The 14249-nt window shown below is 51.7% G+C and carries 18 protein-coding genes; 10 read left to right on the forward strand and 8 right to left on the reverse strand.

Translation table 11 applies throughout. From position 1 onward, the window contains the following. Positions 1–323: 323 nt before the first annotated feature. A complete protein-coding gene (locus tag NK662_RS09090; RefSeq protein ID WP_254758612.1) occupies positions 324–1136 on the reverse strand; it encodes a sulfite exporter TauE/SafE family protein in 813 nt (270 codons plus the stop codon). Between the two features lie 149 nt (positions 1137–1285). Here NK662_RS09090 and NK662_RS09095 point away from each other — a divergent pair, with 149 nt between their 5' ends. Further along, positions 1286–2017 (forward strand): MurR/RpiR family transcriptional regulator, encoded by a 732-nt coding sequence (locus NK662_RS09095; protein ID WP_254758613.1) that lies wholly within the window; start codon positions 1286–1288, stop codon positions 2015–2017. 29 nt (positions 2018–2046) lie between these two features. On the opposite strand, the gene NK662_RS09100 is transcribed toward NK662_RS09095, so the two are convergent. From NK662_RS09100 to NK662_RS09110, 3 genes are all read right to left on the reverse strand, one after another. Further along, on the reverse strand, positions 2047–3045 hold the full coding sequence (locus NK662_RS09100; protein ID WP_254758614.1) for an inorganic phosphate transporter: 999 nt from the start codon (positions 3043–3045) through the stop codon (positions 2047–2049). A 17-nt stretch (positions 3046–3062) separates the two neighbouring features. Continuing rightward, positions 3063–3683, reverse strand: a complete 621-nt coding sequence (locus NK662_RS09105; RefSeq protein ID WP_254758615.1) for a DUF47 domain-containing protein — start codon at positions 3681–3683, stop codon at positions 3063–3065. 265 nt (positions 3684–3948) lie between these two features. Then, complete coding sequence (locus tag NK662_RS09110; protein ID WP_254758910.1) at positions 3949–5196, reverse strand: ATP-binding protein; 1248 nt, start codon at positions 5194–5196, stop codon at positions 3949–3951. A gap of 151 nt (positions 5197–5347) precedes the next feature. On the opposite strand from NK662_RS09110, the gene NK662_RS09115 reads away from it, so the two are divergent. Further along, the gene (locus tag NK662_RS09115) at positions 5348–6193 is read left to right on the forward strand and encodes a DUF72 domain-containing protein (RefSeq protein ID WP_254758616.1); all 846 of its coding nucleotides are present in this window, start codon (positions 5348–5350) and stop codon (positions 6191–6193) included. Positions 6194–6334: 141 nt separating this feature from the next. Further along, on the forward strand, positions 6335–6535 hold the full coding sequence (locus tag NK662_RS09120) for a hypothetical protein (RefSeq protein ID WP_254758617.1): 201 nt from the start codon (positions 6335–6337) through the stop codon (positions 6533–6535). Positions 6536–6560: 25 nt separating this feature from the next. Here the strand turns inward: NK662_RS09120 and NK662_RS09125 are convergent, their stop codons facing one another. The 4 genes from NK662_RS09125 to deoD all read right to left on the reverse strand — a co-directional run bounded on the left by NK662_RS09125 (position 6561) and on the right by deoD (position 10098). After that, positions 6561–6761: a DUF3924 family protein gene (locus tag NK662_RS09125; protein WP_254758618.1), complete on the reverse strand. Its 201-nt coding sequence runs from the start codon at positions 6759–6761 to the stop codon at positions 6561–6563. Positions 6762–6826: 65 nt separating this feature from the next. Next, entirely contained in the window at positions 6827–7357 is a 531-nt protein-coding gene (locus NK662_RS09130; RefSeq protein ID WP_254758911.1) for a tyrosine-type recombinase/integrase, read from the reverse strand. Between the two features lie 118 nt (positions 7358–7475). After that, positions 7476–9281, reverse strand: coding sequence for a sensor histidine kinase (locus tag NK662_RS09135; RefSeq protein WP_254758619.1), 1806 nt, complete (start codon positions 9279–9281; stop codon positions 7476–7478). Positions 9282–9393: 112 nt separating this feature from the next. Continuing rightward, complete coding sequence (deoD, locus tag NK662_RS09140; protein ID WP_254758620.1) at positions 9394–10098, reverse strand: purine-nucleoside phosphorylase; 705 nt, start codon at positions 10096–10098, stop codon at positions 9394–9396. A gap of 205 nt (positions 10099–10303) precedes the next feature. Here deoD and NK662_RS09145 point away from each other — a divergent pair, with 205 nt between their 5' ends. The 7 genes from NK662_RS09145 (at position 10304) to NK662_RS09175 (ending at position 14237) form a co-directional block, all read left to right on the forward strand. Continuing rightward, positions 10304–10477, forward strand: coding sequence for a hypothetical protein (locus NK662_RS09145; RefSeq protein ID WP_254758621.1), 174 nt, complete (start codon positions 10304–10306; stop codon positions 10475–10477). A 3-nt stretch (positions 10478–10480) separates the two neighbouring features. Next, complete coding sequence (locus tag NK662_RS09150) at positions 10481–10624, forward strand: hypothetical protein (protein WP_254758622.1); 144 nt, start codon at positions 10481–10483, stop codon at positions 10622–10624. Between the two features lie 87 nt (positions 10625–10711). Continuing rightward, positions 10712–11452 carry an IucA/IucC family C-terminal-domain containing protein gene (locus tag NK662_RS09155; RefSeq protein ID WP_254758623.1) on the forward strand — a complete coding sequence of 247 codons (741 nt, stop codon included), beginning with the start codon at positions 10712–10714 and terminating at the stop codon, positions 11450–11452. Positions 11453–11520: 68 nt separating this feature from the next. Next, positions 11521–12315, forward strand: coding sequence for a DUF8832 domain-containing protein (locus tag NK662_RS09160; protein ID WP_254758624.1), 795 nt, complete (start codon positions 11521–11523; stop codon positions 12313–12315). 20 nt (positions 12316–12335) lie between these two features. Beyond that, complete coding sequence (locus NK662_RS09165) at positions 12336–13160, forward strand: HAD family hydrolase (protein WP_254758625.1); 825 nt, start codon at positions 12336–12338, stop codon at positions 13158–13160. 162 nt (positions 13161–13322) lie between these two features. After that, a complete protein-coding gene (locus tag NK662_RS09170; RefSeq protein WP_254758626.1) occupies positions 13323–13724 on the forward strand; it encodes a hypothetical protein in 402 nt (133 codons plus the stop codon). A 21-nt stretch (positions 13725–13745) separates the two neighbouring features. After that, positions 13746–14237 (forward strand): YpuI family protein, encoded by a 492-nt coding sequence (locus tag NK662_RS09175; protein WP_254758627.1) that lies wholly within the window; start codon positions 13746–13748, stop codon positions 14235–14237. Positions 14238–14249: the final 12 nt, after the last annotated feature.

The raw sequence follows: 14249 nt of genomic DNA on the forward strand, positions 1-14249 counted from the left end.
CCGCATAAAAGGCAAAAAGCGCCTTTTAGCAACCGGAACCTCCCTTCTGGAAGCCAAACGAGGCCCCTCCGCTTTTCTCTATGTTCAGCTGCGGGGCCCGGCTTCCTGCCAGGGAGAACCCGGCCGCATAAAAGGCAAAAAGCGCCTTTTAGCAGCCGGAACCTCCCTTCTGGAAGCCAAACGAGGCCCCTCCGCTTTTCTCTATGTCCAGCTGCGGGGCCCGGCTTCCTGCCAGGGAGAACCCGGCCGCATAAAAGGCAAAAAGCGCCTTTTAGCAACCGGAACCTCCCTTCTGGAAGCCAAACGAGGCCCCTCCGCTTTTCTTATACAGCCGACCAGATGAGCCGGATGCCGACAAGGATCAGGGTGATCCGCAGGGCATTGATGACAGCCTGCCCGCTGAGCCGCGTGTTAATATAGGCGCCGAGCTTGCCGCCGAACCAGGCGCCGGGAATGAGAGCCGCGGCATACAGCCAGTTCACATTGCCAAGGGCAATATGTGTGCCGGAGCTGACAATGGCGGACAGGAACAGAATGAACATGGAGGTCGCCACAGCCACATGGGGCGGGAAGGAAAAGAGCAGCACCATGGCCGGAACAAGCAGGGAGCCGCCGCCGATGCCGAACAAGCCGGAAATAAAGCCGACCGCCACTGAAATGAGGATGGCCAGCCATGGGTTAAATCCGTATTCCATGGTCCGCTCTCCATCAGTAAAGGTCCGGCGCCATACTCCCTTTCCTGTCAGCGGCAGCGGCTTGAGCCGGTTGCGCACAATCAGCAGGAGGGCAACCAAAATCATGAAGGAACCGAAATACAGGTTAAATGTCTGCAGGTTCATGAATTTATTGACATAGGATCCAAGAATACCGGCAGGCCCGCTGCCGATAAACAGGACAAGTCCGCTTTTGTAGTCAACCCGTTTGAGCTTCATGTAGGTGAGAGTGGAGGATAGCCCGGTGAACAGAACTGTTACCATGGAGGTGCCGACCGCCATTTGAGGTGATACAGTGTGCAGGAAGCTCAGATTGCCAAGTCCGACCAAGAGCGGCACTACGATGATGCCCCCTCCGAGCCCGACAAGGCTGCCCACTGTTCCGGCCAGCAGGCCGATGAGTAGTAAGAATATGTAGTCCAATCTAGAAACATCCCCTCTTTTGCATGTTGCATACGTTTATTATACACGAATTGACAAATCTCCCGGTGGCTTTTCTTATGGAAATATGTCAATCCGGCCGTAGACTTGGTATACTTTTGACAGGAAGATTGCGAAAAAGGGGCGGTAAAATGAAGGATTCACACTATACGGTAAGGGGCAGGCTTGAAACCTATTCCCCCTCCTTCACCAAGGCGGAGCAGAAGGCGGCCCAGGTCATTTTGGCAGAACCGGAGCGGGTAATGTATGCCTCTGTGACGGAGCTGGCGCAGCTGGCGGGTGTCGGGGAGGCGACAATTTTGCGCCTATGCCGCAAGATTGGGTATAAAGGGTACCAAGAACTGAAAATCGGACTGGCGAAGGAGTCGGAGGAATCTGCCGCCTCCTGCGGTACAGCTGAGCATGTGCTGCAGGAGGCAGCGGCCAGCATGGACCGGACAGCCGGCTTCCTGGACCAGGACACGCTGAGCCGGGCGAAAGAGGCAATTGAGAAAGCGGAGTGCGTTCACCTGTTTGGCATGGGGGTATCCGGTGTCAGCGCTGCGGCGGCCCAGAACCGGTTTTGGCAGACAGGAAAGCGCGCCTATGCGGCTTCAGACTACCACATGTATGAGATGCTGGCGCGTGTCATTCAAAAGGGAGATGTCGTGATTGTTATTTGTGCCGACGACAAAGCGCCGGATATCATGGAGATGGTGCAGCAGGCGAAGGACAAGGGCGCCGTTCTGATTTTGCTTACACCCTACGCCGCCTCGCCTGTAACAGCCTATGCGGATTATGTGTTCATTGCGAATGGGGGAGACGATTTCTTTCATCTATATATGTCTCAGTTATTCATTGTGGAGTGCTTGGTGCAGGCATGAAAAAAGACGGGGAGCCCGTCTTTTTTTCATTAGAAAATTAAGTTCAGCAGGAAGTAAAGCAAGGCTGCAATCGTTGCGGAAATCGGCAGGGTGATGACCCATGTGATCAGCATACGCTGCGCTGTGCCCCATTTGACACCCTTTACACGATGAGAAGCCCCAACCCCCAGAATGGAAGAGGAGATGACGTGTGTTGTACTTACCGGCAAATGAACGTAGGTTGCCCCGAAGATGATGGCGGCAGATGTCAGGTCCGCAGCCACGCCGTTTACCGGACGGATTTTCATGATGCCGCCGCCGACTGTTTTAATGATTTTCCAGCCGCCGATGGACGTGCCAAGACCCATGGCGATGGCACAGGAAGCCTGAACCCAGAATGGGATGTCTGTCGTTGTTAAATATTTGTTGGAAATGAGGGCCAAGGTGATAATCCCCATTGCTTTTTGCGCATCATTTGTCCCGTGTGAGTAGGACTGCAAGGCAGCTGTCAAAATTTGATAGATACGAAAACGCTTGTTCGTCTTTGTCAAATTGTGATTGCGGAACAGCACCTTGATAATCGTATAGACAATGTAGCCAAGGACAAAAGCCAAAACCGGCGAAATAATCAGCGCCTGCAAAATTTTTAAAAACCCGGCGTAGTTCAGGGCGCCGAAGCCTGCTGATGCAATGGCTGCCCCGGCAATGGAGCCGATCAGTGTGTGGGAGGAGCTGCTTGGAATTCCGTAGTACCAAGTAAGCAGGTTCCAGAAAATAGCCGAAAGCAGTGCTGCCAGAATCACGAGAGAGCCGTTGCCGAGTGTGAACGGATCAACAATATCCTTTGTAATCGTCTTGGCAACTCCGGTGAATGTCATTGCGCCGATAAAGTTCATGGTAGCCGCCAGCAAAATGGCCTGGCGCGGCTTTAATGCTTTTGTCGAAACGGAAGTGGCAATGGCATTGGCTGTATCGTGAAAGCCGTTGATGAAGTCGAAAGCCAAAGCGCCGATAACAATGAGAATCGTTAGTATGAACAATGTATCCATTGGTTTATGACTGCTCCTTATGCGTTCTTCATGATGATGGTTTCAAGAACGTTCGCTACGCCTTGGCAGCTGTCCGCAATTTCTTCCAGGTTTTCATAGATTTCCTTGTACTGGATAATCTTGATTGGGTCCTTTTCCATAGAGAACAGGTGCTTAATGGAATGGCGCAGGATGTCATCGCAAGTGGACTCATAGTCTTTAATCTTGATGGCATTTGTACGGATGTCCAGCAGCTTTTTATTGGACATTAATTCAATGGAATCCGCAATTTCCTTTGCACAGGCATTGATGGCATCCACGAATTTCACCATGAAATCATCTGCTTGTGTGATGGAGTACATTTCAAATAATGCGGCTGAGTGCTCCAGTCCGTCCAGTACATCATCAAGACTCATGGCCAGCTGTAGAATATCTTCGCGCTCAATTGGCGTGATGAATGCTTTGTTCAGCTCCATAATGATTTCATGCATAAATGTGTCGCCGGTTGTTTCATACTGCTTCATCCGCATGGAGAACTCTTTCAAGTCGCTCGCATTCTTGATTTTGTAATCTGCAAAGAATTGTGCAGCCTCTTTTAAATTTTCTGATACCTTGGATAGCATGTCGGAAAATTTATCCTTTTTTCCCTTGAAAACCATAATGAAACCTCCAACAAAAGATATAATAAAAACACAACAATCGCATTCTAACAAAAAAATGCATACAATTAAAAGATTTTCATGCGAATCTTTACAAAACCTTAACATTCAGAGTATTGTCCACACCACATATTCTGCAATAAATTTACATATGGGATTGATACAAGTAGCTTATCCGATTGTGCGGGAGATTATGAGGGAATCAGGGGGAGCAAGAAAACTGCCGCAAAAGCATGCTTTTGCGGCAGGACAGCCGGTTACTTTTCTATTCCGGCATGCGGCGGTGGAGCGGCAGATAGATGCTGAAGATTGTCCCGGCATCGCTGCTGCGCACCTTCATGCTGCCGCTGTGGTTTTGGATGATTTTCTTCGTCACGGACAGGCCGAGTCCCGTGCCGGCATCCTTGGTGGAGAAGAATGGATCGAAAACGTAGTCAATTATAGCCTGCGGAATGCCTGCCCCGTTATCCTCAAAGGTAATGCGAACCTGGTTATCCACCAGCCTGCTGCTGATCACGATGTGCAGAGGACGGTCTCCTTTGGCATCGACAGCATTTTGGAACAGGTTCAGGAACACCTGCACCAGTTCATTTCGGTCCATCTGCACGAAGCAGCCGTCCAAATCAGGCGACAGGGTATACTCCATGGTAATGCTGTGCAGAAAGGCTTCGCTGACCAGGAGCTGCTGTATATACTCCCGCAGAAACACATTGATGGGAAAGAATTCGGTTTTTACGTCATGCTCCTTCGTGATGGAAAGAAACTTCGTAATGATCCCGTTCGCCCTGTCCAATTCCGGGATGAGCAGCTGCTCAAAAAGCTCGCGAATGCTTGAGGATACATCGTCCTGCAAAAACTGCAGATAGCCGCGCACCGTGGTGAGAGGGTTGCGGATTTCGTGGGCAATTCCGGCGGCAATGCGGCCGGCCAGGGCCAGTTTTTCCGATTCCCGCTCTGTGTTCAAATAATGGAACACGCTCATGACACGGAAAATATCGCCGTTTGCATCACGAATAATCCGGTTGTTGCAGATGCCGTAGTTTTGGTCGAGTACCTCTTCATCATACATTTCCCGTCCGGTCCGCAAGGTCTCCAGCGCCTTGATCTTGTGGGGCGGGAGGTTTAACAGGCGCTCAATCGGTTTGCCGATTACGTCCTCACGGTGAAAGCCAAAATCGTCAGCTGCCCGATGGTTGCAAAGGGTGACAAGGCCATTCTTATCAATAAAGGTAATATGATGCGAAATCGCATCAAATAACGGTGTCAGCCAACGCTCAACCTGTGAGAACGGAACTGGGAACTGATACTCCTGTCCGAGAGAGAGAAAGGGTTTGTCTGCAGAATGAGCAGGCAGCTCCTGCAGGGAAACGGAAGAACCGCCCTCCCGCTTATGCAGCTCCAGGCCCAATTCCGGGTCGCGGTAGGTGATGCCATTTGGGAGATGCTGCAGCAATCTGCGGTAGAACAACAGCTCTTTTTCTGGATCTAATGTCGGTTGAATAGGTTTCACAATTTCCTCCGTTTTTTTCTTATATTTTCCGGGTGAATCGGAGCCATGACCATTATAGCATGCTGCGCCCGTATGTAAAATGAAGCAGCGGCGCCTTCGACAAGGCGGCAGGGCTTTGCTACAATGGAAAAAACGAAAAAAGGATGTTTGTGCCATGATTTCAGTAGGTGTGACAGGATGGGGCGACCATGAATCGCTGTATCCTGACAAACAATCACAGCGGCAGAAGCTGCCGGCGTACAGCCGCCATTTTTCCATCGTGGAGCTCGACAGCTCCTTCTATGCCATTCAATCCTTAAAAAACTATCAAAAGTGGCGGGAGGAAACGCCTGCGGACTTTTCCTTTGTCGTGAAGGCGTATCAGGGCATGACGGGGCATTTGCGGGGCGACCTTCCGTTTCCGAACGTGGATGCCATGTTTGAGGCGTTTCTGCAGTCCATCGAGCCGCTGCGGGCGGCAGGGAAGCTGAAGGCGGTGCTGTTTCAGTATCCGCCATGGTTCGATTGTCAGAAGAAAAATGTGGATATGCTTATCTACACGAAGCAGAAGATGGATGGTATTCCGTGTGCAGTGGAATTTCGCCATGCATCCTGGTTTGCCCCGGAGCTGCGGGAGCGGACGCTTTTGTTTTTGGAAAAGCAAAGGTGGGTCCACACCATCTGTGACGAGCCGCAGACGGAAACAGCCTCTATTCCGGCTGTCCTGCAGGCGACGCATCCGGACCTGACACTTGTCCGGTTCCACGGGCGGAACGTGCACGGCTGGAACAATCGCCGGCAATCGAACTGGCGGGCCATCCGCTGCCTGTACCGCTACAATGAGCAGGAGCTGCAGCAATGGGCGGCCGGCCTGCGCCGCTTGGAGCAGCAATCCAAGGAAATTTGTGTATTCTTTAACAACAACTCCGGCGGTGATGCCGCGGACAACGCTAAGCAGCTTATGCGCATCCTCGGTTTACAGCGGGGAGAAGAGGAACCGGAGCAAATCCAGCTGTTTTAGAACAGCAAAGAGCCATACAAACAGGGGGGAATGTACGGCTCTTTGCTTATATAAAAGAGGGGTAACAACTTATATCACTTGCTTACTTAGATGATAACGATTATCATTATCTTTGTCAACGGCTTTTTGAGGGGGAATTACATGAAAAAGGAACAAATTCATGCTGCCGTGGCTGCCCACCTGGCAGCAGGCGGGGCAGCAGCATTTTCAGAGCTCGAGCAGCTTCTGCTGCAACAGGGCATCCTCGCCGGAACGAGAGAGGACCGGCGGCAACTGGCGGAGGTCATCCGGGAGCAGAAGCTGGCCGGATTGTTTTGTCCCAGACCGCGCAGAGAAAAATAAAAAGCAACAGATGGGATCTGTTGCCCTATATAGAACGATGGTGTACGCTGCGGAATTGCTTGGCATCAAAGGGCGTGATTTCCTGTACAAAGGCCCGCATGATCAAACTCTCAACTACATCACTTTCTGTTGTGCCGCTATGCTGCCGTCTCTGTTTTTCCAGCAGCATATCAAGCCGTTCCCGCGCTTCCTTCGATAATCCTACTTCCAATATATATGTTTCCATACAGAATCCCTCCCTATGTCATTGTACCATAACAGGAGGGAGGGGAATGTGAATGTTTTCTAAAATTAGGCAATTCCAATGTACTTCAGCGTTTTGGCCGGTGTCGGATGCTCAAAGAAGTGCTGCAGGAACGCAATGTCTACGCCGGACTTGTAAGCGCAGTAGCCCCATGTTTTCCGGAGGGTGTGCGCGCTGATGCCGTCCAGCCCCGCTTCCTTGGCAGCTTTGTTCAGAATGAACCAGGCATGCTGGCGCGTGATGGAGGCGCTGCCCTTTTGCGACTTCAGCAGCGGCTCATGCAAATGATAGCAGCGGCGCTCGCCCAAGTAATCCGAAATGGCCTGCTGCAAATCCTCGCTGAGGGCAAACCACTTATGCTTCTTTGTTTTTTCATTGTAAAACAGGATGGAACGGCGCAACCGGTTTTGCGCGTCCAGAACGTCGGACACCCGGAGCTGCAAAATTTCGCTCACCTTCAGCCCGGAGTGGACCGCCAGCATAAACAGCAGCGCGTCCCGCTTTGAAGATTGGAGTAATATATGTTTCATCTGTTGTAATTGTGTTTGGTCTTGGATGGGCTGCCCCATTTGTTTCATTTCATCCATGTCATCCATCTCCCCGCACATCCTCTTATGAGGAATGGTATATTGCTTTTTACTATAGCGGGGAGGTGTGTTTTTGGTGTGAACTTGAGGTGAAATTCCGATAGAAATGTTAGATTTCTGCTTGCCTGAGGAAGAAATAGAACTCCACCCCGCCATTTTTGTTCTCTACGCCGTACGGTGCCCCGTGCAGCTCCAGAATGTTCTTGACAATGGAAAGCCCCAGTCCGGTTCCCCCTGTGTGGCGGCTGCGCGACGCATCAATCCGGTAGAAGCGGTCCCAAATTTTGTCCAGGCTCTCCAGCGGAATGGGCTCGCCGCTGTTCCAGATGCTGATCTTCACCAGATGTCCGTCAGCAGCGGCAGATACAATCAGCTGCTGTCCGGCCGGCGCATAGCGGATTGCATTGCTCAGCAGGTTGACAATGACCTGGTCGACGCGGTTCCGGTTCGCTTCCACCAGCAGGCTGTCGTCAATTTCAAGCTGCACCTGCAGCTCCTTTTCCTCAGCGCCAAACAGCAGACGGCTGTATACCTGGCGCAGCAGCGCCCCGATGGGGAAGGCTGTCATGTCCAGCTTATACGTGCCGGATTCCAGCTTGGCCAGCTCCAGCATATCCACAATCAGCGTGTCTATTTTTTCGACTTCTTCCAGAATGACCTCTGTGTAATAGTCTGTATTCTGCCCGACCCCGTCCTGAATGCCTTCTGCAAAGCTGCGGATTACGCTGAGCGGCGTTTTGAGCTCGTGGGAGACGCCGGAGATAAACTCTTTGCGCGTCCGTTCCAGCTGCCGTTCCCGCTCAACATCCTGCTTCAGCTTCTCATTTGCCACCCGCAGCTTGTCAATCCGGTCCTTCAGATTGACGGACAGCGTGTTGATGCTCTCGGATAAGCTGCCAATTTCATCATTTGACGTGGCAGCCAGCTTCTCGGAGAAATCGAAGCCTGCCATTTTCCTCGTGACCTCACTCATCTCCAGCAGCGGCTTGGAGATGATTTTGGAGTAATAGAAGGAAAGCAGAATAATAACAGCAAATGCAATGAGAAGGGCGTACAAATAATAGCTTTTTAACACACCCATCGCCTCATTGACAGGCTGCAGGGAAGTCATCGCGAAGGCAAATTCGGTTGCTTGCCCATTATGCATGATGGGCTTGACAAAGATTTGGTTTTTCACCCCATTGTCATCCTCCATCAAATAGGTGGTCAGCTCGGACGGATCGGATTCGCCAAACCGGACTGACAGTTCCCAGTGCTGAATGCCCTGAATCAGCATGTCCACATTGTTGGCGAACTGTACGTCTGTTTTCGTGGGAAGATGCAGCTGGGTAATCGTCCCCCGCACCGTCACCAGCAGACTCTGGGAGGAGGGGAGGCTGCCCAAATCGGCAAGCTTAATGCCGAAGAACCGCAGACTGTCCACGACACTTTCGTTCGTCCATGTATTTGTGTTTGTCTGGATGAAAATGGGGATGACCATTGTGCCTTTCCGGATGCCCTGGACCAATACATCAGCACCCGCTTCGGCCTGCAGGCGCATAAAGGCGGAATAGGCATCTGCCGTCAGAACATTGTTTAACGGAATTTGGAAGGTTTGCCCTGTAGTGGCATCCTGGACAACCATATCATAGTAGCTCTTGTCGCGGACGACTCCGTTTCGGTCCAACAGGACAATCTGCGCGTTTGTCCGCTCATAGAAAATCTGCTGCAGCTTCCGCAGCGCATCAGGCGACTGGTTGCTTTTTTCATAGGATGTCACGAAGGTTTCAAAGGCGTTTTGTACGTTGTTGATTTTCTTGTTTATATAAAAACGCTCCAAAAACAGCGACTGGCCGAGAAAGAATAAGAGAAACGTCACGATGAATAAACCGGACGTGATCAAAAACAGCTTCATGACGATGCTTCGTCGTTTCACAGCCCCACCCCGCTAGGAATTTTGTATCCATTATACCGGGACAGCGGCAGAAACGCACATAGAAAAAGCAGAGAAGCTTGCCGGACGTATGACAAGTTTCTCTGCTTTTGTCTTATTGCAGGGCTGCTTCCAACGCAATTTCAATCATTTCATTGAAGGTTGTCTGGCGCTCTTCTGCACTTGTTTCTTCACCGGTGAAGATGTGATCGCTTACTGTCAGCACGGATAGGGCATGTACGCCGTATTTTGCAGCCAGCGTATAGAGAGCTGTTGTCTCCATTTCGACTGCGAGCACGCCGTACTCGCCAAGCTTCTTCACCATGTCCATGCTTTCGCGGTAGAAGGTGTCTGCTGTCAGCACGTTGCCGACCCGCAGGCTCAGGCCCTTCGCCAGCCCCGCATCATAGGCGCGCTTCAGTAAATCAAAGCTTGCGCATGGCGCAAAGTCAAAGCCCGGGAATGTCAGACGGTTGATGTTGGAATCGGTGCAGGTTGTCATGGCCAGGATGACATCACGCACTTTTACATCCTTCTGGATGGCTCCGCATGTGCCGACGCGGATTAAATTCTTTACGCCGTAGCTTTGAATCAGCTCATTGACGTAGATTGAAATGGATGGAACACCCATGCCGGTTCCCTGTACAGAGACGCGCTTGCCCTTATAGGTTCCGGTAAAGCCGAGCATGCCGCGCACGTTGTTGTAGCACTGCGCATCCCCGAGAAATGTTTCTGCAATATATTTGGCGCGCAGCGGATCGCCCGGCAGCAGAATGGTTTCGGCAATTTCGCCTTGCTTTGCTCCGATATGTACACTCATTGATAAGTCCTCCTTCATAAGTGATGCAGTATGAATTATATACCAGGGCCGAAACGATTGAATAGTAAAATGTGAAGAGATTGGAAATTTCCTTTTCGTAGTATGTACGCTTTTGAGTGCGGAAATTCCGGGGCGCAGCGGGGAAGGGAAGGAATTGTCCAGCGGCGGCGCGGGCAAGCTATGAAAAAAGAAAGGCGGTGTGCTTATGCCAGACCCGGCATCACGGCAGCAAAAGAAGGAGCGCGTCCATGTACAGAGGGAAGTGAGCGTTTCCCCGACCGGCACAATCAGCGCGGCGGGAGAAATGGCGCAGGGCGCGCTTGGCGGCTTCTCATTTGATGAGATGATTGGGCAGGACATCTTTGGAGATGAGGAATAACCGATGAAGAGAACGAGATTTACGGTGGCGCACATTGACCAGTATATGCATGCGCGATTGAAGCAGATGGAGGAAGAGTTTGAACGGAAGCTGGGGAAGCGTGTGGCCCTGGTGGCTTATGAAGCGGAGGACAAGGGCAGAGAATAATTCTCTGTCTTTCCTTTCAATTTCAATTGACAATGATTCTCATTATTGATATCTTGAAAGAAAGAGGAAAGGGGCGCATACGAGCATATGGAAGCACTTTGGAACCGCTACCGCATTTGTCAGACAAGCGATGATACATCTGTCCACTTAACCGGCCAGCAGCTGTTCTCCGGTCAAGTGGAAATGGCACTTGAGCATATCCGCCAAACCTTTCAGGCGCCGGATCAGCGCGTGGCTGCTTCGTTGTTCATCAAGCGGTATTGCGGGTATTTGGCAGCGCTGGAGGCGATGAGCCGCTGGAATGCGGAAGCTGTGCTTTCTTTGTCCGATATGTGCTTCCGGTGTACGGAAACACAAGTATTTGCCCACTGCCAGGCAGCCTGTGTCCGGCATTTCACGGAAGGAGACCGCAATGAGTGGCGCGAGCAGGTGGTGCAGCGCCTGTTCAGCCAGCATATCGCGGTCATGATTGATGCCCTGTCAAAGGCGACGCGCCTGCCATGTGCGACCATGTGGTCCCATGTGGCCTTCTATATGCATGTCATGTACCGGACATGGCTGCAGGAGGAAATGGATGAAGGGGTGCGCGCCCGCATCCGTGATGATTTCCAATATCTGCAGTCACTGCCGTCCCAATGGTTTGACGGCACCTGTAATCCGCTGTGCATGTCCTTTTGTACGGTCAAGCATCCGTGCAGGGAGGAGGATGTGCTGCTGCGCAAGGCATGCTGCCTCAATTATAAGACAAGCAAGGGCGCCTGTTACACATGCCCGCGCCTTACAGAGGAGGAGCGGCTGCAAAAAATGAAGGATTCTTTGCGGGCATAAACGATTGTTTATGCTCTTTTTTCTGGAGATTATGCTACAATAGAGGAAAAAATTGTTGGGGGATGCGTGTGAAGCGAGCAGCCATGGCAGTCGGAGGACTTTTGGCACTGTTCATCCTGGCGTTTTATTTGCAGCGCAGCGGCCTGTCGGGGCAAAAGACAGAAACAGCTGCCGGTGTGGATCAGGTTGTTTGGGATGTGAAGAATGCGGAAAAGGGAAAAGAGGCAAAGGTTTCGTTCATCATGCAAAACGAACGGGGAGAAGCGTTTCGCGGGCTGGGCGATACGGCGCGCGGGGCTGTAAGAGCAGTCATTGTTCCACCGTCACTGGCGGAGTATGAAGAGGTCCGGCCAGCCTCCTCAGGCGCAGGCACCTTCTCCTTTTCTTACACGTTCAAGCAAACAGGAGAATATGCAGTCTTTGCCTATGTGAAAAATAAAGACGGGCACGAGGCGGTGTCCCGCACAAGTGTAAAGATAGGCACGGACAAAAAGGAGACAAAGGCCAAGCTGGCGCCGAGCCCGCTGCTTTCCATGAAGGTCGGGCCATATGAAGCTTCGCTTGTATTTCCGGCGCTTCGTCCGGGCCAGCCATCGGACATTGTATTCCAGTTTACGCCGCAAAATCGGAAGGAGCTGTCCTTCCAATCTGCATCGGGACAAGTATCTTCGCTCCTTTTGCTTGATGAAAACCGGAAGCACCTGCTGTATGCAGAGCCTGTCCGGGATGAGAAGGGCAAGGAGCTCGTATTTTCCGTCACGTTTCCGGAGGAAGGGATGTACAAGATGTGGGCTTCCCTGTATGTAGATGGCAAGCCGTATGAAAAAACCTTTGTTTTGCATGTGGCAAAGCCGAAATCGTAAATGTTGGAAGGGGCATAGGCATGAAGCAGCTTGTGGAAGCCTGCAAGGTTCTGATTTTTGACCTTGACGGCACACTGTATGAAGGAACGGAACATTATGATTATTACGCAGAGCAAATCAAGCAGGAGCTTCCCGCGGATCTGCAGCCGCTGTTTGTACGTGACTATGAAGAGATGAAGCTGGGGAAGCACGCGCTCTCCATCGGCAAGGTGTATGATATGGAGCAGGATGCCATTCTGACGCTGGACCCGCTGGCGCATACTGTGGTGGAGGTGCAGACATGGACAGGGCAGACCTGGTCGGATGGTGACAGGGGAGCGGCTTATCCGGGACAAATTGTCTACGATGAGACGCGCTACATCGCGGTCGGGGACGGCTGGTGGCTGCCGTATGTCACCGGTGCGCATTATGGCGCCAAGGATACCTATCACTGCTATAACAAAACAAAGGATTATATGTCATCCCCCCAGTTTCACCTGCCGAAAACACCGGGGCTGCGGGAAGCGCTTGCCGGCATGAAGGGTGAGAAAACGCTCGTGCTGCTCACGAATTCGGATGGACCGGACGTACGCCGCCTGCTTCGGGGGCTCGAACTTGCGGACATATTCGACATGACAATTACCGATGCCCTGAAGCCGTTTCGGACAGCGGAGCATCTGCAGCATATTGTGCATACATACGGGGTGCGCCCCGACGAAGTGGTGTCCATTGGCGATAACTTTATCAACGAGCTGGCGCCAGCCCTGAAGCTCGGCATGCATGCCGTTTATATTGCGCCGCATGGCGGCGTCAGCGAGTACGAGAATTTCTTGATTGTACCTACGCTGGCACATGCATTTGCGTAGCGGAGCTGCCCGGACAGGGCGGCTTTTTTGTGCGGCCGGAAGCATTGGGCGCGGAAGCAAGCATCGCTTATCACGGTTTTCAGTCTATTCCCAAAATTATTAACGAATTTGCAAAATACTTATGGTAAGATACAGGTATAGAGTACGAATAGAGGTGTTGGGATGAGAATAAAAGAATATAAAGGATATGAGCTTGTAAAAGCCCAGTCCAATACATCTGAGGACTATTTCAACCGTTCTGAAGTGACATACATAGCAGATGGCGAAGAGCGGACATTGCATGTGCTGTACATCCGCTTTTTTGAGGAGCAGCTGGCAGAATTCACACCGTTTGCTGCCGATCCGGTGCTCGAAGCAGCCGGAGAGCCTGTCACCTTTAAAGAAATTGTCGCGCTGGCCTGTCTGCTGAAGGACCCGGCGCTGCAAAAGCGCAAGCGGCTCTATTTCAACACAAAGGAAGAACTGGGCGCCTTCTTTGACGGGCAGACGATCCAGGCGGTACAGCAGGTTGTGGCGCAGGTTAAGCAGAACGGAAGCGCTGAATATGCTTCCGCATTATCTTAAGGGGAAGAAGGGAGAACGGGCATGTCAAACTCCATTGTGGAAAATCAAACAAAGCAGGTAGAGAGCTTCCTGCAGGAAACCGTAACAGCTATGACACACTACTTGAATCACCACACGATTGGATCGTTGCTTGGGGAAGCAGAGGAAGGAAACCAGCCGTATTATGAAGGTCTCCTGGCAACAATGAGACGACTGCTTGTCTTCTGTGAAGAAGGCTTGGATGCGTGCCGTGTGCTGCTGCAAAGCAAGCCGTTCCGTAAAGGGGCTGCCGAGCGCATGCTGTACAAAATCTATCATCAAGTCATCTGTGAGTTTTTCTCCCCGAAGCATGATCAGTGGTACGAAAACAGCCGCTCTGCTTACACGGGCAGAAATGCAATTGCATTCCATATGGCGCCGCCGCCGTCTCTGAAGGAGCTGATCCGCAGCCTGGAGGGGAAGTTCCAAGCAATGCGCGAAGAGCTGGAGTACTACGAAACAGACTACCAGACAAAGATGATTCAATCGCAATAAGGGGAAGGGGGC

Origin of the sequence: Ectobacillus ponti, assembly GCF_024294785.1 — a bacterium.
GTDB lineage: Bacteria > Bacillota > Bacilli > Bacillales > Bacillaceae_G > Ectobacillus > Ectobacillus ponti.